This is a genomic window from Leisingera daeponensis DSM 23529, from assembly GCF_000473145.1.
Classification (GTDB): domain Bacteria; phylum Pseudomonadota; class Alphaproteobacteria; order Rhodobacterales; family Rhodobacteraceae; genus Leisingera; species Leisingera daeponensis.
Genome location: NZ_KI421500.1, coordinates 522,866 through 547,510 on the forward strand (window position 1 = coordinate 522,866; position 24,645 = coordinate 547,510).

Genomic DNA, 24,645 nt, shown 5'->3' on the forward strand with positions numbered 1-24,645 from the left:
TTAGGACGCAAACTCCGCGCTGCAAAACAGGCGGCGTTTGAGGGCACAGCAGGTTGGCAATCCGGCGTCTCTTTTCGCCCTACTGCAGCGACGCCCTTCTCAGCAGCCCCACCGCATCCGGCCGGTCCAGCAGCGAGCGGCTCACGTCGAGACCATGCGCGCCGCGCTTGTGGGCGGCGGGCAGCGGGACTTGCCGGTGTCCTGAGCGTGTGACCCATATATCCTCCGGCAGCGCGGGGCGGGTGACGGGGTCGAGGAAGGTGCTCTCGGCGGCGATGCCTTCGGCATAGATGATGTGGTGGCGGTCGAACAGGATCTGGAAGTAATCGGCAAAGCCGCCGTCCAGCACCACCACGCTGTCGCCGTTCACCAGGTCGCGGGCGCGGACCAGGATCTCGGGCGCGCCGGCGCCGATTTCGTCGCTGCGCTGGTAGACCATCAGCCGGTGGCCGGGGCTGACGATCAGGTCGCGGGCGTTGTTCAGGGCGCCCTTGCGGATCAGGACCGGGGCCAGATCGCCGACCGCGCGCAGGGTGGACTGGCCGACCCAGCGCACCTCCTGGATGCCGTCGTCGCGGGTCAGGACGCGGTCGCCGGGGCGCATGTCCTCGATCGGGCGCTGCGCGCCGGTCGAGAGCGTGATGCGGGTGCCGCGGGCGAAGGAGACGCAGGCCGATTGCGCCAGCTTGCGCCGGGCGGGCTCGCGCTCGGCCCTGACCAGCGTGTAGGGCACCTGCGGCTGCAGGGGGGCGAGCGGCACCAGGTAGACGGCGGCGATGTAGCTCTCGGCATCGGCCTCGACCAGCACCAGGATCTCGGTATTGGGTCCGCGGTCGGGCATCAGGGTCAGCAGGCAATCCAGATGCAGCGCGGCGCCGGGGGTGCCAAGCGCGGAGGTCCCGGCAACGGAAAGGCTGCCGTCGTGATGGGCGGCGATGGCCAAACTCTGCGGCGCGGCGGCGGCGTCCAACATGTAGACGTCATCCAGCACCAGATCCTCGAGCACGCCCAGCGGGTCGCCGGCGTTGGCGCCGTATTCGACGCGGAAATGCTCGGCCAGGCAGGCCTGAACGGAGGTGAGGCTGGCGGTCAAGGTCTGTCCCATAAGCGGCGTGTGTTTGGTTTCCACTGTGGGCCCGCGCGGGGCGCTGTCCAATAGATGTGCTGCAGGAATGTGGCAGAAAGCGGTCCGGAAGGGGCTGATTTTCCGGCGGTTTGACGATTGGCGCCGGGCGCGCGGGGCTGGCCTTCGCCGGGCGGGCGGTGCAAGCTCTGCGGCGACTGAGAAGATTCCCGAGGGAGGATGGCAATGGATCTGGGTATTGCGGGCAAGCGCGCGCTGGTTTGCGCCAGCAGCAAGGGGCTGGGGCTGGGCTGCGCCGAGGCGCTGGCAGAGGCGGGTGTGAACCTGGTGATGAACGCCCGCGGGGCGGAGGCATTGGAGGCGTCGGCGCAGGCGATCCGCGACGCCTATGGCGTGGATGTGGTGACGGTGGCCGCCGATGTGACCACGCCGGAGGGCCAGCAGAAGGTGCTGGAGGCGGCCGAGGGCGTGGACATCCTGGTCACCAACGCGGGCGGCCCGCCGCCGGGCATGTGGACCGACTGGGACCGCGAGGATTTCATCAAGGCGCTGGACGCCAACATGCTGACACCGATTGCGCTGATCAAGGCGCTGGTTCCGGGCATGATGGAGCGCGGCTGGGGGCGGGTGGTCAACATCACCTCGGTCTCGGTCAAGTCGCCGATCCCGGTGCTGGGGCTGTCGAACGCGGCGCGGGCGGGTCTTACCGGCTATGTCGCGGGCACCGCGCGGCAGGTGGCAGGCAAGGGCGTCATCATGAACAATCTGCAGCCGGGCATTCATGCCACCGACCGGGCGGAGGCACTGGACGGCGGCGCGGCCAAGGCGCAGGGCATTTCGGTGGAGGACGCCAAGCAACAGCGCTGCGCCACCATCCCGGCGGGCCGCTATGGCACCCGTCAAGAGTTCGGCGCCACCTGCGCCTTCCTGTGCTCGCAGCACGCGGGGTTCATGGTCGGGCAGAATATCCTGCTGGACGGCGGCGCCACCAACACCACGATGTAAGGAGTGCTGCATGGCCAGCGGGTTTTCCCTGAAGGACCAGCTCTTCAACCGCGAAAAGGTCCGCTATCTGGCGGGCCTTTTTTCCGCGGCTGAGGCCGGGTTTGATGCTGAGGCTTTCGAGGCCCAGGTTATGGCGGAGCTGCCGGCGCTGGAGCTGAAGCAGCGGATTGCGCTGATTGCGCAGGTGCTGGCGGATCATCTGCCCGCAGCCTTGCCCGAGGCAGCGCCCATTCTGCTGAAGGCGCTGCCGCCGCCGCTGGATCCCGGCAAGACGGATGATGATTTCGGCGACTTCATCTTTGCCCCCTTGGGGGAGTATGTCGCCGCGCGGGGTCTTGAGGCGCACCGGGATCTGTCGCTGGACCTGCTGGAGGAAATCACCCAGCGGTTTTCGATGGAATGGGCGATCCGGCCTTTCCTGAACCGCTGGCCGGATGAGGTGCTGGCGCGGATGCAGGACTGGGCCGGCCACAGCAGCTATCACGTGCGGCGGCTGGTCAGCGAGGGCACCCGCCCGCGGCTGCCCTGGGGCGAGGCGGTGGGCCTTGCGCTTGGCGCTCCGCTGCCGCTTCTGGACCGGCTGCACGGCGATGGCGCCCGCTTTGTCACCCGCTCGGTCGCCAATCATCTGAACGACATAGCCAAGAAGGATCCGGACCTGGTGATGGACCGGCTGCAGCACTGGCACCAGGCCGGGCAGCAGCAGCGCAAGGAGCTGGACTGGATGACCGGCCACGCCCTGCGCGGGCTGGTGAAGGCAGGCCACCCGCGCGCGATGGCGATGCTGGGCTATGATCCGGATCTGGCGCTGGACGCGCGGATCAGGGTCCCGGAGACCGTGCGCATCGGCGGGGCGCTGGACTTCTCCTGCCGTCTGGACGGGGCTGCGGGAGCGCCGGTGCTGGTCGATTACATCCTGCATTTTCAGCGCCCTGGGGGGAAAACCTCGGCCAAGGTGTTCAAGCTGAAACAGGCAAAGATCAGCAGCGGCACGCTGGAACTGGGCAAGAAGCACAAGCTGAAGGGGGATGCGACCACCTTCAAGCTGGTGCCGGGGCCGCACCGGGTGGAGCTGATGGTGAACGGCAAGGTGCGCGCCGAGGCGGCGTTTGAGTTGCTGCCGGAAGGCTGAACAACTCCCGCTCCGCCCGGCGGCTCCTCCGGGCAGCGCCCGTCCGCCCCGCTGGGCGGGCGCCGCCCTCAGAACTTTGCACCCCGCATTCCATCACACTTACGTCAGACCTCTCGCCGGCCCGATTGCCCAGGTGACCCGTGACCGCTATCCAAACGGTCCGGAACCATCAGGAGAGGCGCCCCCCATGAACCACGAAACCGTGCAGGCTTATTACGGCGAGGTGCTGCAGGGCAGCGATGATCTTCAGACCAACGCCTGCTGCACGCCGGACGACATGCCGGACCATGTGAAGGCGGTGCTGTCCAAGATCCATGACGAGGTGCTGACCCGCTATTACGGCTGCGGCCTGATTGCGCCGGAGGCGCTGGAGGGCGCGCGCATCCTTGATCTGGGCTGCGGTGCGGGCCGCGATGTCTATGCGCTGTCGGCGCTGGTCGGGGAGCATGGCAAGGTGGTGGGCGTCGACATGACGCCCGCGCAGCTGGAGGTGGCGAGGCGCCATCAGGACTACCACGCCGAGGCCTTCGGCTATGCCCGGTCCAACGTCGAATTCCACCACGGCTATATCGAGACGCTGGACGCGCTGGATCTGGAGCCGGGCTCGTTTGACATCATCGTCTCCAACTGCGTGATCAACCTTGCCACCGACAAGGGCGCGGTGCTGCGCGGCGCGCACCATCTGCTGAAAGAGGGCGGCGAGATGTATTTCTCCGACGTCTACGCCGACCGCCGGGTGCCGCAGGCGATGGCGGAGGATGAGGTGCTGTACGGCGAATGCCTGTCCGGCGCGCTCTATTGGAACGACTTCCTGACCATCGCGAAAGAGGCCGGGTTCAAGGACCCGCGGATGGTGACCTCGCGGCTATTGACCATCGAGAACCCGGTGCTGGAAAAGCGGGTGCAGCCGCTGAAGTTCCTGTCAGCCACCTACCGTCTGTTCAAGCTGCCAGCGCTGGAGCCGGCCTGCGAGGATTACGGGCAGGCGGTGATCTACAAGGGCACAATCGAGCACGCGCCGCACCGTTTCATGCTGGATGATCATCATGTGATGGAAGCGGGCAAGGTATTCCCGGTCTGCGGCAATACCTGGATGATGCTGCAGGACACCCGCCTGGCGCCGCATTTCGAGTTCATCGGCTCGTTTGCGACCCACTACGGGATTTTCGAGGGGTGCGGCGGCAATTCTCCCTTTAACGGGCTGGAGCAGGACGGGGCGGCGCCGGGGTGCTGCTGAGTTGATTTGAATGAACCGCCCGGCCGAAGGCCGGGCAGCGCCCGTCCGCCCCCATGGGCGGGCGCTGCCCCCACTATGATGCAATGACATCTTCGGGCCTGCCCGTACCGCTTGCGGCGGCTGAGCAGGATTGCTATCCCGGCGTGACCCCAAGCGTTTTTATCGGAAAAGCCCCGAGGCCTCATGAACACTGCCCCAGCCGAGATGCACAGCACCATGGCCCCGCCGCGGCTGGAAATCCGCAATATCCGGCGCTTCTTCGAGGGCCGCGCGGTGGTGGATGACGTCTCGCTGAAGATCCGGGCGGGGCAGGTCACCTGCCTTTTGGGGCCGTCGGGCTGCGGCAAGTCCACCACCCTGCGGATGATCGCCGGGGTGGAGATGCAGGACAGCGGCGAAATCTATGTCGATGGCAAGCTGATCTGCGACACCGTGTTCCGGGTGCCGCCTGAACGGCGCGAGATCGGGCTGATGTTTCAGGATTTTGCCCTGTTCCCGCATCTGAGCGTGGCCGACAACGTGGGCTTCGGCCTGAAGGGCAGCCGGGACGAGAAGCGCGCCCGGGTCGAGGAGCTGCTGAACCGGGTGTCGCTCAAGCGCTTCATTGACGGCTATCCGCACCAGCTGTCGGGCGGCGAGCAGCAGCGGGTGGCGCTGGCCCGCGCGATTGCGCCCAGACCGCGCATCATGCTGATGGATGAGCCGTTCTCGGGCCTGGATAACCGGCTGCGCGACGGCATCCGGGACGAGACGCTGAGCCTCTTGAAGGAAGAGGACACCGCGGTGCTGCTGGTCACCCATGAGCCGGAAGAGGCGATGCGGATGGCCGACGAGATCGCGCTGATGCGCGGCGGCCGGATCGTGCAGCAGGGCGCGCCCTACAACGTCTATACCCATCCGGTCGACAAGGCCGCGGTGGCGTTCTTCAGCGATGTGAACGTGCTGAAGGCAGAAGTGAACGGCGCGCTGGCGCGCACCGCCTTTGGCGAGTTCCTGGCGCCCGGCGTGGCGGATGGCACCGCGGTGGAGATCGTGTTCCGCCCGCAGCATCTGCGCATCGACTTCGATCGCGGCGGCCAGGGTCCGCTGCCGACCCCCAGCGACGGCGTTGCCGCCCGCGCGGTGGTGGAGCGCGCCCGGTTTCTGGGCAGCGAAAGCCTGGTGGAATTCCGGATGGATTTCGACGGCTCGATCCTCAAGGCGACAGTGCCGAACGTTTTTCTGCCGGAAAAGGGCCGCGTGATGTGGCTGACGGTGCGCCGCAACCGTTGTTTTGTCTTTCCCGCCTGAGGCTTAAGAGGCATTCTGCACCCGGTGAAACAGGAGATGCAGATGCAAGGCAGCTATCAGATCCGGGCGTTGACGCCTGCGGAGATCCGGACCGCCGCGGACTGGGCCGGGCGCGAAGGCTGGAACCCCGGGCGCAACGATGCCGCGTGCTTTGCCAGCGTCGACCCTGAGGGGTTCTGGGGCGGCTTCCTGGACGGGCAGATGATCGCCTGCATCTCGGTGGTGAACTACGGGCAGGCGTTCTCCTTCCTCGGCTTTTACATCGTGGCGCCGGCGCACCGCGGCCAGGGCTATGGCTATGCCCTGTGGCAAAAGGCGCTGGAACATGCCGGGGGCCGGGTTGTCGGGCTTGAAGGGGTGGTGGACCAGCAAAGCAATTACCGCCGCTCGGGCTTTGAGCTGGCGTACCGCAATATCCGCTTTGGCGGGGTGCCCGCCGGCGGGCTGCAGGCCTCCGCGGATTTCGACCTGTCGCCGCTGAGCGCGCCCGCAGCGGAGCTGGAGGCGCTGGACGCCCGCGTCTTCCCGGCGCCGCGCCCGGTTTTCTGGCAGCAGTGGCTGGCGGCGGAGGGGCATCACTCCTTTGCCGCTTACCGGGACGGAGGCCTGGCCGGATTCGGCACCCTGCGGCGCTGCGGCAGCGGCTGCAAGATAGGGCCGCTGGTGGCGGTCTCCCGCCCGGCGGCGGAGGCGGTGCTGGCGCGGCTTCTGCAGGAGCTGCCATCGGGGCAGGAGGTGTTCCTGGATGTGCCGGAACCGCATTCTGCGGCGGTGGACCTGGCGCGCGCCCTGGGGCTGGCGCCGGTGTTTGAGACCGCCCGGATGTACCGCGGGCCTGCGCCGCGGCTGGAGACGGATCTGATCTACGGCGTGACCAGTTTCGAACTCGGGTAGGGGGGCGCTGCCCCCGCCGCCGCTGTATAGGGGCTCCGCCCGTTCAGCCCTGAAACCGTCCCCCGGACGGTTCCCGGGAAGGGCTTCACCCCCCCCCCCCGGAGTATTTTTGCAAAGAGGAAGGCCGCGCTTGCAGACACGCTGCCGGTGCGGCGGCGTTTAGCGCAGGGCGCGCCCGTAGCGCAGGAACAGATGCGCCAGCGTGCATACGGCCGCAAGCGCCAACAGGCCCAGGCCGCGCTCGTACAAGCCGTCGACGCCGGTGGGCAGGAAAAAGAACACCGGCGCCGTCAGTGTCCAAAGCACCGAGATGCCCCGCAGCATCCGGGTGTAGCCTTGGCCCATCTGCCCCGCCGCACCTGCCATCACCCAGGGCGCGACCGCCATCAGCACCCCCAGCGCGTAGACCAGGTAAATGTGGATCACCACGCCCTCGTTATCGCTGTCGCCGTATTCGTTGCGCGCGCCGACCAGAAAGACGATCAGCCCCATCAGCGCAAAGGCGACGATCCCGAAGCTCCAGCCGCGGCCGCCCAGATGCACATGGGCGGCGGCAACGGCGATGGCAACCAGCGCTGCGGAAAAGGCATAAAGGCCCGAATCCGCGATGAATTCATAGCGCCCCGCGCCAAGGTCGCTGATCGTGTCCGCCACCCAGTCATGGCCGGGCACAATGACGCCGGCGGCAATCACCGAGGCGGCCAGCAGGACACAGCCGAGAACGGCATAGCACGCGAGCAGGATGATGAGGGTGGGGGCGTTGTGCAGGGCGGGGGGAAGCGAAATCTGGGACATGGGCGCGGGCTCCGGTTGCGTACAGCGGTTCAACGCGGCGGTGGGGCCAGCTGTTCCGCGCTAGCGGGCAAGCAGCGGCGGGTGCGGCTGCTTATGCGGGCGTGGCACCAGGCTGCGGCTGAAGGCGGATCTGAAATCCGGTACTGCGCGGGCGGAACCGAGGCGGGGGTCTCTGCCCAGGCGCTGCGCGCCGTCTTCGGGAAATTTCAGCCGCAAGAAGAAGGGTCTTAGCGCCCGTAGGGATCGTAGTCCTGCAAGCGCTTTCCGGGTTCGTCCACGAACAGCTCCGGCAGGGCAGAGGCGTCCTCGATCAGGTCGACCCGGAACACCCGGAAATCCTGCCGCGTTTCGCACCACGCGGTCAGGGTCCAGACCCGGCCCCAGTATTCCATGTGCAGCGGGCGGATCTTGCGCTCCGTCAGGGTGCCGTCGATGCGGCGGTAAGTGAGCTGCAGTTTCTGCCGCGCCTTAATGGCGGCCCGCAGCGTAGGCATGTGGGCCAGGGCGCGGGCGGCGTCCGAGAAGGGGTAGACCGCGAATTTCCAGGCGTCGGCCTCCGCGATGGTCTGTTCCGGCAGCACCGCGTCCACCTTGGCCGCCAGCGACAGGGCGGCGGCCTTCAGGTCCGGGTCGGCGGCCTCGGCCACGATGGCCATGCCGAGGTTCAGCGCCTCCAGCTCCTCTGGCGTCAGGGTGAGCGGCGGCAGGCTGATCTGCTCGCGCACCATGTAACCGACGCCGCGCTCGCCCTCGACCGGCACGCCGGAGGCCATCAGCGTTTCCATGTCGCGGTAGATAGTGCGGGTGGAAACCTCCAGCCGCCCGGCGATGTCCTGGGCGCGGTGCAGCTTCCCGTCGCGCAGGATCTGGATGATTTCGAAAAGGCGGTCGGTGCGGCGCATGGGCCTAGCCTTTGCGCGGGTGAGGGGGGAGGTCAAGGGCTGCGCCTGCTGTCCTTGGCGGACAGGCGCAGCCCTCAGGTCTTAGGGCGTCATCTGCCACCGCACCTCTTCATGGCGTATGGCCGCGCTGTCGGGTGCAATGGCCGCAACCACGTCAGGGGCGAACTCCTGCTGCATGAAGGCCTGCGCCGCCTGTTGCGCTGTGGCCATGTCCTTCCACACCACATAGTCGGTCCAGCTGCCGTCCGCCCCCCGGCTCAGCTGGCGGGTGACAAAGCCGTCCTGAGCGCGCACGAAAGCCTCTGTGCGCTGCATCAGCTCTGTGAACGCCGCGGGACTCACGCCCTCGGCCAGTTTGAAGGTCACGATTTCGGCGGCATGTTTGCTCATCACGTTTCTCCTTTGTTCATGTGATGGGCTGGATTTACCGTGCTGCAACTGACATAAACCTGTCAGTTGGATGCGGGCTGCCTGCAAAAACTGCGAAATCCTTCGCTTGCAGGCACCTTCCGCGCGCGGAGTTGCTTTCGCTCAAAGCAGGCCGCGCGCTAAACCCGTAGCGAAGAATTCCACCGGCGCCGCAAATCCGCGCCGGATCACGTAAGGAGAGACACTCATGCTCAACAATATCGGCCTGCCCGGCCTGCTGCTCATCGCCGTTGTGGTTCTGGTCCTGTTCGGCCGCGGCAAGATTTCCTCGCTGATGGGCGAAGTCGGCAAGGGCATCACCTCGTTCAAGAAGGGCATCAGCGAAGGCAGCAACGAGCTGGAGCAGGACTCTGTGACCTCGGCCAAGGACGTGACGCCCGAGACCGAAAAAGACAAGGTCTAAGCGCGAATGTTCGATCTTGGGTGGACCGAACTGCTGGTCATCGGCGTTGTCGCGCTGATCGTGGTCGGCCCCAAGGACCTGCCGGTGCTGTTCCGCAATGTCGGGCGGTTCGTGGGCAAGGCCAAGGGGATGGCGCGCGAGTTCAGCCGGGCAATGCATGACGCGGCAGATGAGGCCGGGGTCAATGAGGTCGCCAAGGGCCTGAAAGCGGCGTCGAATCCGATGAGCGCAGCCATGGACGGGGTCAAGCAGGCGGCGCAGGAGATGGCTTCGTCGATCGACCCGGCGAAGTTTGACCCCGGCAGCGAGACCGGCAAGCTGGCCGCGCAGCGCGCCGAGGATGCCAAGAAGATCCAGGCCTCCACCGCGCGTGCCGCGGCGGAGCGCAAGGCGCGCGAGGCGGAAGAGGCGCTGGCCAAGGCAGAAGCTGCCGAAGCGGCGCTGAAGACGGATGATGGGGCCAAATCATGAGCAACCCGGATGAGATCGACGACTCAACCGCACCGCTGATCGAGCATCTGGCCGAGCTGCGCACGCGGCTTATTCATTCGGTGCTGGCCTTCATGGTTGGCATGGTGATCTGTTTCACCGTGGCAACGCCGGTGTTCAACTTCCTCACCGCGCCGCTGTGCGAGGTGCTGGCGGAAAGCGGCCAGGACTGCGCGCTGATCTTCATCAGCCCGCAGGAGGGTTTCTTTGTCGCGATCAAGATCTCCTTCCTGGGCGGCTTTATGCTGGCGTTTCCCTTTATCGGGTACCAGCTGTGGCGGTTTGTGGCGCCGGGCCTGTACAAGTCTGAGAAGGGGGCGTTCCTGCCTTTCCTGGTGGCGTCGCCCTTCATGTTCATTCTGGGCGCCAGCTTTGCCTTCTATGTCGTCACCCCGCTGGCCTACGACTTCTTCCTGGGCTTCCAGCAGTTCGGCGCCACTGGCGAGGCGATTACCGGCGAGGAGGTCACTCAGGGTCTCAGCGTGGTGTTCCAGGGCTCCGCGCAGGAGTATCTGAACCTGACCATCAAGTTCATCGTGGCCTTTGGCCTGTGCTTCCAACTGCCGGTGCTGCTGACGCTGATGGGCAAGGCCGGTCTGGTCAGCGCCGAAGGCCTGGGGTCAGTCCGCAAATACGCGGTGGTTGCGATTCTGGTGCTGGCAGCCCTGGTGACGCCGCCGGACGTGATCACTCAGATCATCCTGTTTGTGGTCGTTTACGGGCTGTATGAAATCTCGATTTTCCTGGTCCGCAGGGTCGAGACCAAGCGCGAGGCAAAGCTGCGCGCCGAGGGCTACTATGACGATGAGGACGAGATGGACGCCCATCCCGACGATCCCCTGATGGCTGAGTTCGAGGCTGAGGACGGCAAGGGCACATAGTCCGGGACCGGTTTGAAATGAGAAGGCGCGCCTGCAAGGGCGCGCCTTTTTTGCTTCAAGGCTCAAAAGGCATCTTGCCGACTGCATCGGGGACCCGGTTAAGGAGGCTCATATCGCCTGCCGCCGCTGCATTTACATGCGGTTCCACTCCTGCCAGCAGCAAGTCCTGTGCAGGCAGAAGGCTTGATGGCGGACCCCAAAACCTGCAGCATCATACTGAGCACATTTGCCGCAGGCGAGTTCCACAAGGCGGTGTCCGGTTTAGTAACTAGGAGGTTTGTTATGCCTGATCTGATCCCAGCTGCCGCCAAAAAGAAGATGGAAAGCGAGTGCAAGAAGATTGCCAAGAAAGTGGGAAAAACCATAAAGCCAGAATTTGCCGGTAAGAAAATCGAAGACGCGGTGACCAAGGGCGTCTGTAAAGAAGTAAAATCAGTCGACAAAAAGGTCGTTCAATTCCTGGTCGATCAGCTTAAGAAAGAACTGGACAAGAAGAAGAAAGGGGCGGCGGGAAGCAACCCGCCGGTTATCCCGAAAGCCACTGCCAAATGGTCTGCGAAGAAGCCGGGTGCCGGGGTGCCATCAATCACCATTCCGATCACCGAATGGGTTTTGGACCCCAAGCTGGACACCAAGGCTAAGTTTTCGATCAAGGTTTGGGCCGACCCCCGGGAGTTCGAAAAAAAGGACAAAGGGGTGATGGTGAACTTCACCGTGGTCAACTTCTGAAGGAGGTGACCGGGCTCCGGATCGACTCATTTGTGCGTGGCCCAGTTAAGGGGCAATCTGTGCGCCAAGCACAATCCTGGCCTCCCGGAAGATACAGTCGGCCTTCACCCAGCCCCCTTGCCGCTTGCCTCTGAACATGCTTTGAAATCCGGCAACTGACGGACGGAGGCAGCCCATGGACCAGAACGCATTGACCCGCATTGCCGAGGCGCTGGAGCGGATGTCGCCTGCGCCGCTGGAAACCCCCGATTTTGACGCCGCCAGCGCCTTTGTCTGGCATGTGGGGCCGGAGCGGCTGGAGCCGGTGGAGGCGGTGAACCGGGTCGATCTGGATCTTCTGGTCGGCATCAACCGCTCCCGCGATACGCTGTTGGAGAACACCCGGCGGTTCGCGCAAGGCTTCGCTGCCAATAACGCGCTGCTGTGGGGCGCGCGGGGGATGGGGAAATCCAGCCTGGTGAAAGCCGTGCACGGCGCGCTGGCGGCGGATCACCCGGAGCTGAAGCTGGTGGAACTGCAGCGCGAGGATCTGCCCTCGGTGGCGCGGCTTCTGAACCACCTGCGCGGCGCGGCGCACCGGTTCATCCTGTTCTGCGATGACCTGTCCTTCAGCCATGACGACCAGCATTACAAAAGCCTCAAGGCGGTGCTGGACGGCGGCATCGAGGGGCGGCCGGAGAACGTGGTGTTCTATGCCACCTCCAACCGCCGCCACCTGATGCCGCGGGACATGATCGAGAACGAGCGCTCCAGCGCCATCAACCCGTCGGAGGCGGTGGAGGAGAAGGTGTCCCTGTCCGACCGTTTCGGGCTGTGGCTGGGCTTCCACCCTTGCGATCAGGACGAATACCTGGCGATGATTGAGGGCTATTGCGCCGCCTACGGGATCGAGGCAGACGCGGAGGGATTGCGCGCCGAGGCGATCGAATGGCAGGCGACACGCGGCGCGCGCTCGGGCCGGGTGGCCTGGCAGTTCTTCACCGATCTGGCGGGGCGGCACGGAGTGGCGCTGCGCTGAGACCGCTGAGCACAGCAAAAGAAAAGCCCGGCTGATTGGCCGGGCTTTTCTTTATTAACAGTCTGCTAACGCCGTCAGTTCAGGTAATTCAGCGGGTCGATGCTCTCGAACCCGTCGCGCACTTCGAAATGCACATAGGCATCGTCACCGCCGCGCAGGGAGGCGATGCGCTGGCCGCGGGCGACGGTCTCGCCCTTCTTCACCGTGATATTGGCAACGTTCTGATACACCGTCAGCAGCTTCTGGCTGTGGCGGATCACCACGATCGGCACGTTGTTGGAATCCTTGGTGATCGCCGCCACGGTGCCCGCTTCGGCTGCATTCACAGGCGCACCGGCGGCGCCGGAAATGTCGATCCCGTCATTGCGGCCCTTGGAGTAGGTCTTGATGATCTTGCCCTGCACCGGATAGGCCATCGCCGCGCTGCTGGCGCGGGTGGGTTTCGGCAGCTCCGGCTTGGGCAGGGTCTCTGCCGCGGGCTTGACCGCGGCGGGCGCGACCTTTTCTTCCGGCAGCGGCTTGCTGGCGCTGGGCGGCACCGGCGTCTGGGTGCCTGCGCCCGGTTCGGTCACTGCAACGGGGGCTGCGGCCGGGGTCAGCTCGGCCGCCGGTTCCTCCTTCAGCGGGATCAGCAGGAACTGGCCCTCGCGCACGGCAAAGTCGCTGCCCAGGCCGTTCCATTCCGCCAGCGATTTCACCGGCACCTGATACAGGCGCGAGATGGTATAGGCGGTCTCGCCGCGTTTCACCTTGTGGCGCACCGGCTCCGGGCCGCGCTGCACCTTGGCGGGCTGCGGCTTGGGCGCCGGCTGGATCGCGGCGGTGGTCACCGAGCCCGGGTTGGGAGAGGTGAGCGGCGCGGTCTCAATCGCCTGTCCGGCCAGGGTGGCAATATCCACCGAGCCCGGGGCGGCGGTGCCGTCCGCAGGGAAATCTGCCGGGGCGCGGCGCGGCAGCGCCAGCACTTCGCCCTGGCGCATCTTGTCGCCGGCCGCCATGCCGTTGTAGCGGGCGACCTCCTCCGGCGGCAGGCCGATGCGCGCGGCGACATCCGCGACGGTGTCGCCGCGCTGCGCCACCGCCACCTGGTAAGAGGGGTAAGTTATCAGCCCGCGGCCATCCGGAGCGGGACGGCTGGAGGTGGCCGACTGGGCGGCGGTGGCGGTGTTGAAAGCGCCAAGCTGGCCGCGCAGGTCGTAGTCCAGCGGACTCTGGCAGGCCGCCAGCACCCCGGCCATGGGCAGCAGCGCCAGCAGCCGGGCCCGGGGCATCCGGAAACGGGGCAGCCCGCGGGATGCGGTCCGGGTGGGGGGGGTCCGGTTCATCTTGCTCTCCTCAAAACACGCTTCCCCCTTTTTCGCGGGGATTCTCTCGCGTCAATCACTATAGCCCATGCAATTCAGCGGGCGGCTGAATTCCGCCGCCAGTTTACGGGGCCAGCGCAGGAATATCAAACGCAGCTTGCGCAATTGCGGCCGCGGACCTAGCTGTCCTTGCCCAGCCCTTCAAGCAGCGGCACGAAGCGCACCGGGCGCAGCTCGTCATACTCGAGCCCGTCTTCGGTTTTGCGCACCCGGATCAGGGTCTGCACATGGTCCGACTGGCCCACCGGCAGCACCATGATGCCGCCGGTCTTGAGCTGCGCCAGAAGCGGCCCGGGCGGGTCCTCTGCGGCGGCTGTCACGATGATGCGGTCGAACGGCGCCTGGTCCGGCAGCCCGTGGCTGCCATCGCCGACCAGCGAGGTCACATTGGCGAGCCGCAGGCGGTCGAACACGGACCGCGCCTCGCGCACCAGCCGGGCGTGGCGGTCGATGGTGTAGACCCGGCGCGCCAGCTTGGACAGGATCGCCGCCTGATAGCCGGAGCCGGTGCCCACCTCCAGCACGGTGTCGCGCTGCGACAGCTGCAGCGCCTGGGTCATCATCCCCACCACCGAAGGCTGCGAAATGGTCTGGCCGCAGGCAATCGGCAGCGGCACGTCTTCATAGGCGCGCTCCGAGAAGATGCCGCGCACGAACAGGCCGCGGTCGATTTCCTCGATCGCCTCCAGCACCTTCTGGTCGGTCACCCCGCGCGAGCGCACGGAGTAGAGGAACTGCATCTTGGTTTCCGGATCGGGTCCGCTCATAGCCGCGCTCACTCGCCCGTCCATTCGACCGCCTTCAGCGCATCCAGCGCATCGCCCGCGGTCAGGTCGGCGCGCATCGGGGTAACGGAGATGTAGCCGTCCAGGTTGACCGCAGCATCCGAGCCGGGCGTGGCCTCGACATGCTGGTTGCCGCCGCGGATCCACAGGTAGCGGCGCCCGGTGGGCGACAGCTGCTCCTCGGCCGAGAAATGGCAGCCGGGGCGCCAGCCCTGCGGCGCAACCCGGGTGCCCTTGACCTCCGCAGCCGGGACCGGCGGGAAATTGATGTTGTAAAACAGCCGGTAATCCTGTGCATCCTGCGGCTGGGCGGCCAGGATCTTCTTGATCAGGGCGGCGCCATGCACGGCGGCGGCTTCAAACGGATTGCCGGTCTCCCGGTTGGCAGGCCCGTAATACTGCGACAGCGCCATTGCCGGGATGCCCTGCAAAGCGGCCTCCATCGCGCCGCCCAGGGTGCCGGAATAGAGCGCGTTTTCCGCCGAGTTGTTGCCGCGGTTCACGCCGGACAGCACCAGGTCGGGCCTTTGGCCGTGCATCACCACGTGCAGTCCCGCCAGCACGCAGTCCGCAGGGGAGCCTTCGGCGGCAAAGCGGCGCTCGCTCAGCTGGCTGAGCATGGTGGGGCGGGTGTAGCTGATGCAATGGGCGACGCCGGATTGCTCAAAGGCCGGCGCCACGGTCCAGACTTCGCCTTCCGGGCCTGCAACCTCATGGGCGATGGCCTCCAGGATGGTGAGCCCTTCGGCGCTGATGCCGTCGTCATTGGTGATCAGAATGCGCATGGGGTGTCTGCCTGCCGTCTTCAACCGGGTTTTCGATTGAATAGGACCTGCGCCGGAAGGGGGCAAGGTTTTCGCAGAGGGAAGCGGCATCCGCCGCAAAGCGGGGCAGGGAGGCAACAGGCGGGGCTGCCCGGAGCGGGGCTCCCGCCCCCTGGGCCTGCATCACAGATGCCGTCCCAGGCGTTGGGCCGGGCGCCGCGCCAAGGCGCGGCGCGGGGCCGGTTTCGGGTCTCAGTCTGCCAGGATCTGCGGCAGCAGGCGCGCGGCCTCGTCCTGGATCGGGGTCAGCGCCGCGCGGTCCTCGCCGGGGTGGAAGCGGGCGCGCAGGGCGGTGGCCATCGGCTGCGGCTCCAGAATGCGCACCTTGGGGCCGGTGCGTTCGGTTTCCGCCTGCCAGCTGCGGGCCAGCGCCATCTGCGCGGCCTTGGTGGCGCCATAGGTGCCATAGAACTTCTCGCCCGCCTTGGGGTCGTCAAAGAACACTGCGCGCCCCGTCCGGCCCAGCAAGGGCGCAACATAGGGGATCAGCACCGAGGTGGCAGTGGCGTTGATCGCGACCGCCTTGGTCCAGTCCTTGGCCGCAACGGAGGGCGCCGGGCACAGCGCGGTGGCATGGATCGCGGTGTGCAGCCACAGGTCCAGCTTGCCCCAGCGGTCATGGATGCCGCGGCACAGCGTTGCCATCGCCTCCGGCACGGTGATGTCCATCGGCGCCAGGGTGGCGCTGCCGCCCGCGGCCTTGATGCGGTCGTCCAGCTCTTCCAGCGCGCCGGTGGTGCGCGCCACGGCGACAATGTGATGGGTGGGCGCAAGCGCCTCGGCCAGGGCGCTGCCCAGGCCGCGGGATGCGCCGGTGATGAGAGCGATTTTGTCTGTCATGGGCGCCTTCTTGGGCCGCGGGCGAAGGCAGGTCAAGAGGCAGCGGCCCGGGGCAAGAATTTTCGAAAATTCTTGGCAAATTTCTTCGAAGAAATTTGCGGCGCTCCCGCGCTCAGCTGCCGGGCATCGGCAGGCGTTTTGTCTCGCCGTTGGAGCTCAGCACCAGACCCTCGGCGTCGATTGCCACCACCTGGCCCAGCGAGGACAGGCGGGTGCCGCGGGTTACGGTCTTGGTGCGGCCGTTGGGCAGGCGCACCAGCGCGGTCAGGCTGTTCTCGGGGCCGTAGATGCCCAGAAGGTTCAGCCGGTTGCGGTTGACTGCATTGCCTTGGGTGGCCAGTCCGGCCACCTTGGCGGGTGTGCGGCCCGCCGTTTCTGCGTTTGCCATGTTTTTCTTCCCCGATGTGTCAGGGCGTATCTGGCCAATCGGCAGGGCCGGTTCAACCAGCCGCCGCGCGGCTCGGCGGGAAGCCGCGGACCGGCGGGGGTGCAATCGGTGGAAGCCCGCCGCCGCAGCCGGCCGCACCTGCCTGCGCCGAAATGCCCTGTCAGGCGTCGAAAACCAGCGACGGCAGGTCGTGGCCATAGGCATAGAGCAGCTCCAGAAGCTCCTCCAGCTCGGCGCCGTCCTTTTGCAGCGGATAGAGCGGATGGTTCTGCTCGGTGACCTTCAGTTCCGGATACTGGCCCTCCGGCCGCATTTCCAGAACGCAGCCCGCGGGCATCGGCATATCCGGCGGGATCGCATTGGCCAGCCAGGCCGGGCGGTCGCCCAGCTTTTCCGTCTCGCGCATCTCGAACAGGTCGAGATAGGCGTCGAAATCGTCGCGGCTGAGGCTGGCCCAGGTGCCCAGCAGAAACTCCTCGCCGCGGCTGCCGGGCAGCGGGATCGCCAGCACCGCGCGGACAAAGCGCAGATCGCCCAGGCGGCAGAAGTCTTCGGTCAGGATATCGCCGCGGGTGGCAAGGACGGCGGAGTTGTCCTCTACCTCCATATCCTCGGAGCAGATATCGGGCCGGTCGCAGCTGAGGCTCAGCAGTTGCGCAAAAGTGGCGCCGCAGCAGCGGCACTGGCGCGGAGAGGTCAGCATACGGGCAAGATGCGCGTCCAAGAGGCGGCCTTTCGTCTGAAGCATAAAAAGGCGCGGGCCATCACGGCCAGCGCCTTGTCCATGCAGTGGTCGCGGCCCTCATACGCGGATGCGGCCGGAAGTTCAAACCCCCCTTTCCGCGAGGGGGGCGGGGCGGGGTCAGCCAGAGGCCAGGTTGGGGGCGTTCCAGGAGGCGCCGGGCACCGGCATGTCCTGGATCTTGGCGCTGACCCGGCTGCTGCTTTCCAGCGCGTTCAGGTACTCGCTGGTGACGCCGGTGACATAGTTGCCGTCAAAGCAGGAGCAGTCGAACTGCTCGATGTCCGGGTTGCCCTCCTTGGCGGCCCAGATCAGGTCGTCGAGGTTCTGGTAAAACAGCGCGTCCGCGCCCAGCTCGTCGCGGATTTCCTCGATGCTGAGGCCGTTTGCGATCAGCTCGTGCTTGGTCGGCATGTCGATGCCATAGACGTTGGGGTACTTCACCGGCGGCGAGGCGGAGGCGACATAGACCTTCTTGGCACCCGCTTCGCGGCACATCTGCACGATCTTCTTGATGGTGTTGCCGCGCACGATTGAATCGTCGATCAGCAGCACGTTCAGGCCCTTGAACTCCAGCGGGATCGCGTTGAGCTTGCGGCGCACCGATTTCTGCCGCTCGGCCTGGCCGGGCATGATGAAGGTGCGGCCCACATAGCGGTTCTTCACCAGCCCTTCGCGGTAGCGGATGCCGGTGGCATTGGCGACTTCGAGCGCCACGGGGCGGGCCGAATCGGGTACCGGGATGATGCTGTCGATCTCCAGCCCCGACTCCTCGATCTGCTTGGCCAGCGCCTGGCCCATGCGCAGCTGGGTCTTGTAGACCGACACCCCGTCCATCATCGAGTCGGGGCGGGCCAGGTAGACATATTCGAAGATGCAGGGCGTCAGCTTGCCCTCGACCGCCTGGAACTCATGCAGGTTGCCCTCCAGGTCGACCAGGATCGCCTCGCCCGGCTTGACGTCGCGGGTTTTCTTGAAGCCGTTGATGCCAAAGGCCACGTCTTCGGAGGCAAAGGCGTAATCGGTGCCGCCGTCCGCCGCCGGACGCGCGGCCATCGACAGGGGCCGGATGCCATGCGGGTCGCGGAAGGCCAGCATCCCGACGCCGGCAATCAGGCACAGCACGGAATAGGCGCCCTGCACCCGCTCCATGGTCATCTTGACGCCGGCCAGGATGTTGCGGACCGGGTCGGCATTGCCGTTTACCTTGATCGCGTCGGCGACCTTGTCGGCCAGCACGTTCAGCAGGATTTCCGAATCCGAAGTGGTGCGCAGGTGGCGGCTGTATTTGCCAGTCACCTTCTCGCGCTGCTCGGCGGTGTTGGTGATATTGCCGTTGTGAACCAGGTAGATGCCGTAGGGCGCGTTGACGAAAAACGGCTGCGCCTCGGTAGCGCTGAGCGAGCCCGCAGTGGGATAGCGGACGTGGCCCATGCCGATGCGGCCGGTCAGGGTTTCGGCGTCTGCGGGGCCGAACACATCCTTGACCAGCCCGTTTTCCTTGCGCTCGCGGAAGAACTCGCCGGTGTAGGTCACGATGCCCGAGGCGTCCTGGCCGCGGTGCTGCAGCATCAAGAGCCCGTCATAAATTTCCGCAAAGACATCCGTGTCCCGGCTTGCGATCCCCAAAATCCCGCACATAGGCTGGCTCCAATCCCACTTAGGCTTTGCTGTTCGGTTGATGCTGGAAGCGGTGGTGCCGGCAGTCTAGCGCATTTGTGCGCCGGGGCGCCAATCCGGCTGCCCTGGCCGCACTCCGGCCCGGTGCCTGGGCGCGGGCCCGGCCGCCGGCCTGAGGGCCGATTGCGGCAGCAGACCCCGGCGCCGGGCGCGGCAGGTCAGGTCCACAAAGGCAGGCGGGCAGCAGCGGCAAGGCGGTGAGGCTCCGAATCCGTTTCCTGTTCGCGCCCTCACATAGTGGCTTTCGCCCCTGCTGTCATCAAAGGATCACACTTCTCCGCTGCACTGCGGCGGCAGCGGGTCAGCGCCCCTGCCGTCAGTGCAGCGTCAGCAGCGAAACGGACCCGACCAGCACCAGGCTCAGCGCCCAGACCAGATCCAGGTTGAACCACCCCTTGGACAGGAATTTCAGCCCCACCCAGCGGTAGATCCCATAGGCCAGCGCGCCGCCCGCGGCGGTCATCGCAGCGGTATGGAGCAGCGCCACCAGCGCCGCGATACCCGCGTTGCCGGTGATCAGCGTGCCCGCGGCGGCGTGGCCTGCATCCGTCTCAACCGTGCGGCAGATCCCGAGGTAGATCGGCACCAGCATCAGCCCCGCGCCATGCGCCATCGCCGCCAGGAACGACCACAGCACCAGCCGCGACGGCGGCACCCGCGCCAGGAACCGCGGGTGGCGGCGGTTCCACAGCAAATAGAGGCCCAGGGCAATCACCAGGCAGGCGGCCCCGGTCTGGATCTCGCGATGCCACTCAGCCAGCACCAGCAGCGCCGAGAACGGAAACAGGATCGCCGCCATCGCCAAGAGGTGCCCGGCCGCCAGCGCCGCCAGCGCCCGCCACAGGCTGCCCTGCTTCCGGTCCATCAGCGCGGCTGACACCGCCAAGGGCCAGCCCATGCCGGGGTTCACGCCGTGATACACGCCAGAGGCGGCAACGGCCCCCCACAGGGCCGCCGCCGTGCTGATCTCTGCCACGCGTCAGGCGGAGGGGTAGCAGAAGCTGTCGGTGGAGCAGTCGCCGCCCTCCAGCCGGATCTGGTGGCTGCGGTAGCCCTTGGGGAACTCCACATAGAAGTCCTTGTCCAGCTCCAGCCCGCCGTTTTCACCGGCATTGGCCATCACCATCTGGCCGCCCTCGGCGTCCGGATAGAACTGGTCATCCCAGGTGGAATAGAGCGAGTTGGTCCAGTAGACCCGCTTGCCGTCGCGGCTGATCTCCACCATCTGCGGGCCATAGGCAAAGTCCTTGCCGTTGGGATGCTTGGTGCCCCGCGCAATCCCGCCGATCTCCACCTTGCCGGCCAGCTTGGGGTTCATCGGGTCAGAGACATCATACTGATGCATCTCACCCAGGCCCCAGCAGGCCACGTACAGGAACCTGTCATCCAGGCTCAGGTCGATATCGGTGACCAGGGGCGGCACCGCCTCGAACCCCTGCAACAGCGGCGGCAGGTTTTCCGGCTTCTCGGGCCGCGGGTCGATGGTGATGGTCTTCTTGGCCTCAAAGCTGCCGTCGGCCTGCTGCCACCAGGTGAAGATCGCGCCCTGCAGGTTGGTGGTGTCGACCACAACGCCGCAAAACCCGTAATCCTTGGAGGGATCATGCGCGGGCCGGATCTCCAGCGCCATCTGGTGGTTTTCGCCGAGGTCGATGGTCTGCACGTTCTTGCGCTGGCGCAGGTTCCAGAAATGGATCGAGTGGCCGTATTTGTTGCTCAGCAGATCCTCCGCCACGATGCCGTTCTCGAACTGCGGCGGCAGGCCCCATTCCGAACTCACCATGTAGTCGCGCGGCAGGTTCCACCAGAAATCATAATGCTTGTCCTGCTTGCCGCGGTCCATCTCGTAGCGGCCCAGGATCTCGAAGGTCTCGCAATCCATGATGAAGATGCCCGGGGGGCCGTCGGTGCCATCCTCGCCGCCGCCGCCCAGGGTGGACACATAGATGCCTTCGGGGCCGCAGTGGATGGTGTGCGGGCGCGAATAGCCGGTCTTGGCAAAAACCTCCTCGGGTTCGATGATCTTGTGGATCTTCGCCGCGCGCGGCTCCTTCACGTCGACCACATAGATCCGGCTGGAGCGGATGCCGGGAATGATCAGATAGCGCCGCTCCAGAAACGCGTGGCCGGACAGCGGCGACAGCGACGAGGAGCAGGCGTTCCAGCCGAAGTGGTGAAATTCGTCGCCCTTGTTGGGCATGATCAGTTGATGCACGATCTCGCCATAGCTGTCGGACTTCGGGTCGACATCGACCACCGCCAGCCCGTCGGGCTGGGAGCCGTCGGGGCTCAGCATCAGGGTAAAGGCCAGCGTTTCCGCCGGGGCCTCCATGGCAAGCCTGGGGGTGGCATGAAAAGTGGGGTCAGGCCTCAAGTTCATCGTCAAATCCTCCCTGGAAAACAGGCGCCTGAAATTTTGGTCTTCTCGCTGCGCCCGGGGCGATGCTGGCACACATCCGGATTTCGGGCAAATTTTTTTGAAACACGCGTCCGGGCGGAACGTTTGTTCTGCCAAGGCGGTCGTATAACGCGCTTTTCGCCTGTCCGCGGGAGGCGCGGCGGACCCGTGTTCCCTCCAGCCGGATGGCCGCAGCGGCAAAAGGAAAGGCCCGCACAAGGGCGGGCCGAAGGTGGGGGAGGGAAAAACGGTTGGCGGTCAGGCTGCCAGAATGCGGTCCAGCAGGTTGTCCAGCGGCGCAGGCAGGCGGGCGTCTTCCGCGCCCATGCCGGTGTCCGCAAGGGCACGGCCCTCATCGCTTGCCAGAACCTGGCGGGTTTCGGTCAGCGACAGATGGTGAAAGGCAGAGCCTTCAGAGTCATCGCCGGCGGGCAGCAGCATGCCGCTTTCGGCCCAGACCAGCTCTTCTTCCGCGAATTCGAAATGGATCCGGCCCAGACGCTCGGGCGCCGCGGCGGTGATGCCCCTGTAGCCGGCCAGGGCGATCAGCTTGGTGACCACAACCGGCAGCCCGAACAGGCGCTCGGCGGTGTCCATCTCCAGCGCCACTTTCTGGTCGGAGGGCAGCATCAGATCGGTGTCATTGCCCAGGGCGCCGGCGGGGACATGCATGCAGGTGGTCAGGCGCGGCACGGCATGGCGCACCGCTTTCACTTCCTGGGCGCCGCCGTCAAAGGTGAACACCATGTCGCCGGGCTTGATGTCGCGGGCCTGCTTGAACCCTTCTTCCGTCTCCACCAGGGTGGCGGGCAGAAAGCCGCCGCTGCGGATGCGGGCACGCTTCGGCGCGGGTTTGCAGGACTGCGGCAGGGGAGTGTTCAGCAGCATATCAACCGGCAGGAAATCGGCGAAATCTGTGGTGTGATCCAGCTGCATTTTGTGTCCCTTCTGAGCGTCCTTGGCCCGGCGTCTTGCCGTTGAAGCCATCAGGCCCCCGAATTGGGACCAAATTGGGGCAGGGGTGCGGCCCCTTCCGGGATGCGGCGGATTTTTGGGGACAAAAGCGCGGTTTTACCCGGCATTGTTAACCTTTTGACGGTGCAGCCTGAGGATTTGTTAAGGATTGACGCTCGGTCAACGCTCGGCGCGCGAGACGCTCGAATCGCGATTCTTGTTGGTTAACAAGGTATTAACGCAAGGTTGCGCTGTTAATAATTACGGTGATGACTCTGTGGATAACTGTGTGAACGCTTTGAAAGAAAAGAAAAACGGGCGCCTGTGCGGCGCCCGTTCGGATCTGTCCCGAAATGTACTGTTGGCTTTACTGCCCGCAGCTGCCGATCAGCGCCTCGTACTGCTGGGTGACCCAGCCCAGGGCCTGCTCCGGATTGCGCTCCTCGATCTTGCCGATCATGCGCTCAAACACCACCGCGGAGCGGCTTTCGTCAACCACGGTAAAGCTCTGCCCGGTCATCACCACCGCATAGAGGAAGAAGGCAATCGCCACCAGGAGGATGCCGCGCAGCACCCCGAAGAAGAAGCCTGCGCCCTGGTCCACCCCGCCAAGCGCCGAGCGCTGCACCAGGGTCGAGAACAGCGGCGTGAAGAAGGAGACCACGATCAGCGCCAGCGCGAACACCGCGGCAAAGGCAGCGATGATCGACAACTCGCAGCTGTCGGCGATGAATTCGCCGATCACCGGGATCTCCGCCATCAGCGGCTCGACCTGCGGCGCAAAGATGAAGGCGAGGATGCCGGCGGCAATCCAGCCGGCGATGGCCATGGCCTCGCGCACGAACCCGCGCGAATAGGCCAGCAGCGCCGATACGACGATGACCAGGGCCACGACCCCGTCAATGATTGTGAAACCTTCCATGTCCCTCGCCCGTTTACCTGCGGTATCAAATTTTTTGCGACTTTAGCCGGCCCCGAAGAATTCGCCAACAAAACCGGCCAGGTCGCTGGACTTTCGCAAGTTCAGGCCTTTCACGGACACGGTTTTGCTGCCGCTTGGGGCAATCGCCGCCGTGAAACCAAGTTTTTGCGCCTCTTTCAACCGGTTTTCCGTCTGCGGCGCCGGGCGCAGGGCCCCGGATAGCGAAATTTCTCCGAAAACCGCGGTATCGGCGGGCAAAGCGACGTCTTCCCGCGCACTCAGCAGCGCCGCCGCCACCGCCAGGTCGGCGGCCGGTTCGGAAATCTTCATGCCGCCCGCCACGTTCAGGTAGACATCCAGCCCGGCAAACGGAATGCCGCAGCGCGCCTCCAGAACGGCGAGGATCATCGCCAGCCGCGATGAATCCCAGCCGACCACCGCCCGGCGCGGCTGCGAATGCGGCGAGGGCGCAATCAGTGCCTGCAGCTCGACCAGGACCGGCCGGGTGCCCTCGATGCCCGCAAACACCACCGATCCGGGGCTGGGCTCGCCGCGTTCGGACAGGAACAGGGCAGAGGGGTTCACCACTTCCGCCAGCCCGCCGCCGGTCATCTCGAACACCCCGATCTCATCGGCCGGGCCGAAGCGGTTCTTGACTGCGCGCAGGATGCGGAACTGGTGGCCGCGCTCGCCCTCGAAATACAGCACCGTGTCGACCATATGCTCGACCACCCGGGGGCCTGCGATCTGGCCGTCCTTGGTGACATGGCCCACCATGATCACCGACACCCCGTTGCGCTTGGCAAAGGTGGTCAGCTCATGCGCCGCCGCGCGCACCTGGCTGACGGACCCGGGCGCGCTGTCCACGTGATCGGCCCACATGGTCTGGATCGAGTCGATGATCGCCAGCTGCGGCTTCTCTGCTTCCAGCGTCGTCAGGATGTCGCGCAGGTTGGTCTCCGCAGCCAGCTTCACCGGCGCATCTGCCAGCCCCAGCCGCTGCGCCCGCATCCGCACCTGGGCCGAGGCTTCCTCGCCGCTGACATAGACGGTCTTGAGCCCCGCATGGGCAAACCGCGCCGCCGCCTGCAGCAAGAGGGTGGATTTGCCGATGCCCGGATCGCCGCCCACCAGGATCGCCGAGGCCGGAACCAGCCCGCCGCCCAGCACCCGGTCCAGCTCTCCCGCGCCGCAGCAGGTGCGCGGCGGCGGCGTCTCCCGCGCCGACAGATCCGTCAGCTGAATGGTGCGGCCGCGCTTGACCCCCAAGGACTTCTTGGCGGGGCCGGAGGACAGCCCCTGATCTTCGCTGATGGTGTTCCAGTCGCCGCAGCCTTCGCAGCGGCCCGACCATTTGGAAAAGCTGGCCCCGCAGGCCGAGCAGGAGAAAGTTGTTTTTGCCATGCCGGATCAGTGGCAGATGTTTCTGTTTTGTTCAAGGGGGCTGCGCGTGCTGCACC

The 24,645-nt window shown here is 65.9% G+C and carries 26 protein-coding genes; 10 read left to right on the forward strand and 16 right to left on the reverse strand.

Annotated features, from left to right (window positions below; genetic code table 11):
- Positions 1-79: 79 nt before the first annotated feature.
- Positions 80-1,105 (reverse strand): Hint domain-containing protein, encoded by a 1,026-nt coding sequence (locus tag DAEP_RS0102915; RefSeq protein WP_036760424.1) that lies wholly within the window; start codon positions 1,103-1,105, stop codon positions 80-82.
- Positions 1,106-1,309: 204 nt separating this feature from the next.
- Here DAEP_RS0102915 and DAEP_RS0102920 point away from each other — a divergent pair, with 204 nt between their 5' ends.
- The 5 genes from DAEP_RS0102920 (at position 1,310) to DAEP_RS0102940 (ending at position 6,642) form a co-directional block, all read left to right on the forward strand.
- Positions 1,310-2,089, forward strand: coding sequence for an SDR family oxidoreductase (locus DAEP_RS0102920; protein WP_008555769.1), 780 nt, complete (start codon positions 1,310-1,312; stop codon positions 2,087-2,089).
- A 10-nt stretch (positions 2,090-2,099) separates the two neighbouring features.
- Positions 2,100-3,221 carry a hypothetical protein gene (locus DAEP_RS0102925; protein ID WP_027243626.1) on the forward strand — a complete coding sequence of 374 codons (1,122 nt, stop codon included), beginning with the start codon at positions 2,100-2,102 and terminating at the stop codon, positions 3,219-3,221.
- Positions 3,222-3,408: 187 nt separating this feature from the next.
- Positions 3,409-4,458 (forward strand): methyltransferase domain-containing protein, encoded by a 1,050-nt coding sequence (locus DAEP_RS0102930; RefSeq protein WP_027243627.1) that lies wholly within the window; start codon positions 3,409-3,411, stop codon positions 4,456-4,458.
- Between the two features lie 183 nt (positions 4,459-4,641).
- Positions 4,642-5,748, forward strand: coding sequence for an ABC transporter ATP-binding protein (locus DAEP_RS0102935; RefSeq protein ID WP_027243628.1), 1,107 nt, complete (start codon positions 4,642-4,644; stop codon positions 5,746-5,748).
- A gap of 42 nt (positions 5,749-5,790) precedes the next feature.
- Positions 5,791-6,642 (forward strand): GNAT family N-acetyltransferase, encoded by an 852-nt coding sequence (locus DAEP_RS0102940; RefSeq protein WP_027243629.1) that lies wholly within the window; start codon positions 5,791-5,793, stop codon positions 6,640-6,642.
- A 159-nt stretch (positions 6,643-6,801) separates the two neighbouring features.
- On the opposite strand, the gene DAEP_RS0102945 is transcribed toward DAEP_RS0102940, so the two are convergent.
- The 3 genes from DAEP_RS0102945 to DAEP_RS0102960 form a co-directional block, all read right to left on the reverse strand.
- Positions 6,802-7,437, reverse strand: coding sequence for a DUF998 domain-containing protein (locus tag DAEP_RS0102945; protein ID WP_008558063.1), 636 nt, complete (start codon positions 7,435-7,437; stop codon positions 6,802-6,804).
- A gap of 227 nt (positions 7,438-7,664) precedes the next feature.
- Positions 7,665-8,339 carry a helix-turn-helix transcriptional regulator gene (locus DAEP_RS0102955; protein WP_027243630.1) on the reverse strand — a complete coding sequence of 225 codons (675 nt, stop codon included), beginning with the start codon at positions 8,337-8,339 and terminating at the stop codon, positions 7,665-7,667.
- Positions 8,340-8,420: 81 nt separating this feature from the next.
- Positions 8,421-8,729: a hypothetical protein gene (locus DAEP_RS0102960; RefSeq protein WP_027243631.1), complete on the reverse strand. Its 309-nt coding sequence runs from the start codon at positions 8,727-8,729 to the stop codon at positions 8,421-8,423.
- Between the two features lie 226 nt (positions 8,730-8,955).
- On the opposite strand from DAEP_RS0102960, the gene DAEP_RS0102965 reads away from it, so the two are divergent.
- From DAEP_RS0102965 to DAEP_RS0102985, 5 genes are all read left to right on the forward strand, one after another.
- Positions 8,956-9,171, forward strand: a complete 216-nt coding sequence (locus tag DAEP_RS0102965; RefSeq protein ID WP_008554448.1) for a twin-arginine translocase TatA/TatE family subunit — start codon at positions 8,956-8,958, stop codon at positions 9,169-9,171.
- Positions 9,172-9,177: 6 nt separating this feature from the next.
- Positions 9,178-9,642: a Sec-independent protein translocase protein TatB gene (gene tatB / locus DAEP_RS0102970; protein WP_027243632.1), complete on the forward strand. Its 465-nt coding sequence runs from the start codon at positions 9,178-9,180 to the stop codon at positions 9,640-9,642.
- Positions 9,639-10,541: a twin-arginine translocase subunit TatC gene (tatC, locus tag DAEP_RS0102975; RefSeq protein ID WP_008554860.1), complete on the forward strand. Its 903-nt coding sequence runs from the start codon at positions 9,639-9,641 to the stop codon at positions 10,539-10,541. The genes tatB and tatC overlap by 4 nt, the downstream gene beginning before the upstream one ends.
- Positions 10,542-10,823: 282 nt before the next feature.
- A complete protein-coding gene (locus DAEP_RS0102980) occupies positions 10,824-11,270 on the forward strand; it encodes a hypothetical protein (RefSeq protein WP_027243633.1) in 447 nt (148 codons plus the stop codon).
- A 175-nt stretch (positions 11,271-11,445) separates the two neighbouring features.
- Positions 11,446-12,288, forward strand: coding sequence for an ATP-binding protein (locus DAEP_RS0102985; protein ID WP_008554747.1), 843 nt, complete (start codon positions 11,446-11,448; stop codon positions 12,286-12,288).
- 74 nt (positions 12,289-12,362) lie between these two features.
- Here DAEP_RS0102985 and DAEP_RS0102990 read toward each other — a convergent pair whose 3' ends face one another.
- The 12 genes from DAEP_RS0102990 to radA all read right to left on the reverse strand — a co-directional run bounded on the left by DAEP_RS0102990 (position 12,363) and on the right by radA (position 24,589).
- On the reverse strand, positions 12,363-13,613 hold the full coding sequence (locus tag DAEP_RS0102990; RefSeq protein ID WP_008555578.1) for a peptidoglycan DD-metalloendopeptidase family protein: 1,251 nt from the start codon (positions 13,611-13,613) through the stop codon (positions 12,363-12,365).
- A gap of 158 nt (positions 13,614-13,771) precedes the next feature.
- Positions 13,772-14,419 (reverse strand): protein-L-isoaspartate(D-aspartate) O-methyltransferase, encoded by a 648-nt coding sequence (locus DAEP_RS0102995; RefSeq protein WP_027243635.1) that lies wholly within the window; start codon positions 14,417-14,419, stop codon positions 13,772-13,774.
- Between the two features lie 8 nt (positions 14,420-14,427).
- Positions 14,428-15,222: a 5'/3'-nucleotidase SurE gene (surE, locus tag DAEP_RS0103000; RefSeq protein ID WP_008557109.1), complete on the reverse strand. Its 795-nt coding sequence runs from the start codon at positions 15,220-15,222 to the stop codon at positions 14,428-14,430.
- 231 nt (positions 15,223-15,453) lie between these two features.
- Positions 15,454-16,101, reverse strand: a complete 648-nt coding sequence (locus DAEP_RS0103005) for an SDR family NAD(P)-dependent oxidoreductase (protein ID WP_027243636.1) — start codon at positions 16,099-16,101, stop codon at positions 15,454-15,456.
- A gap of 112 nt (positions 16,102-16,213) precedes the next feature.
- Complete coding sequence (locus DAEP_RS0103010) at positions 16,214-16,489, reverse strand: hypothetical protein (protein WP_027243637.1); 276 nt, start codon at positions 16,487-16,489, stop codon at positions 16,214-16,216.
- A gap of 160 nt (positions 16,490-16,649) precedes the next feature.
- Positions 16,650-17,237, reverse strand: a complete 588-nt coding sequence (locus DAEP_RS0103015; RefSeq protein ID WP_245595049.1) for a DUF2199 domain-containing protein — start codon at positions 17,235-17,237, stop codon at positions 16,650-16,652.
- Between the two features lie 114 nt (positions 17,238-17,351).
- Positions 17,352-18,872: an amidophosphoribosyltransferase gene (gene purF, locus DAEP_RS0103020; RefSeq protein WP_008555576.1), complete on the reverse strand. Its 1,521-nt coding sequence runs from the start codon at positions 18,870-18,872 to the stop codon at positions 17,352-17,354.
- Positions 18,873-19,227: 355 nt separating this feature from the next.
- Positions 19,228-19,887: a hypothetical protein gene (locus tag DAEP_RS0103025; protein ID WP_027243638.1), complete on the reverse strand. Its 660-nt coding sequence runs from the start codon at positions 19,885-19,887 to the stop codon at positions 19,228-19,230.
- A 3-nt stretch (positions 19,888-19,890) separates the two neighbouring features.
- Positions 19,891-21,291 (reverse strand): selenium-binding protein SBP56-related protein, encoded by a 1,401-nt coding sequence (locus DAEP_RS0103030; RefSeq protein ID WP_027243639.1) that lies wholly within the window; start codon positions 21,289-21,291, stop codon positions 19,891-19,893.
- Positions 21,292-21,567: 276 nt separating this feature from the next.
- The gene (locus DAEP_RS0103035) at positions 21,568-22,245 is read right to left on the reverse strand and encodes a Hint domain-containing protein (RefSeq protein ID WP_027243640.1); all 678 of its coding nucleotides are present in this window, start codon (positions 22,243-22,245) and stop codon (positions 21,568-21,570) included.
- A gap of 385 nt (positions 22,246-22,630) precedes the next feature.
- The gene (locus tag DAEP_RS0103040; RefSeq protein WP_008553790.1) at positions 22,631-23,185 is read right to left on the reverse strand and encodes a CvpA family protein; all 555 of its coding nucleotides are present in this window, start codon (positions 23,183-23,185) and stop codon (positions 22,631-22,633) included.
- A gap of 42 nt (positions 23,186-23,227) precedes the next feature.
- On the reverse strand, positions 23,228-24,589 hold the full coding sequence (gene radA / locus DAEP_RS0103045; protein WP_027243641.1) for a DNA repair protein RadA: 1,362 nt from the start codon (positions 24,587-24,589) through the stop codon (positions 23,228-23,230).
- Between the last annotated feature and the right edge of the window lie 56 nt (positions 24,590-24,645).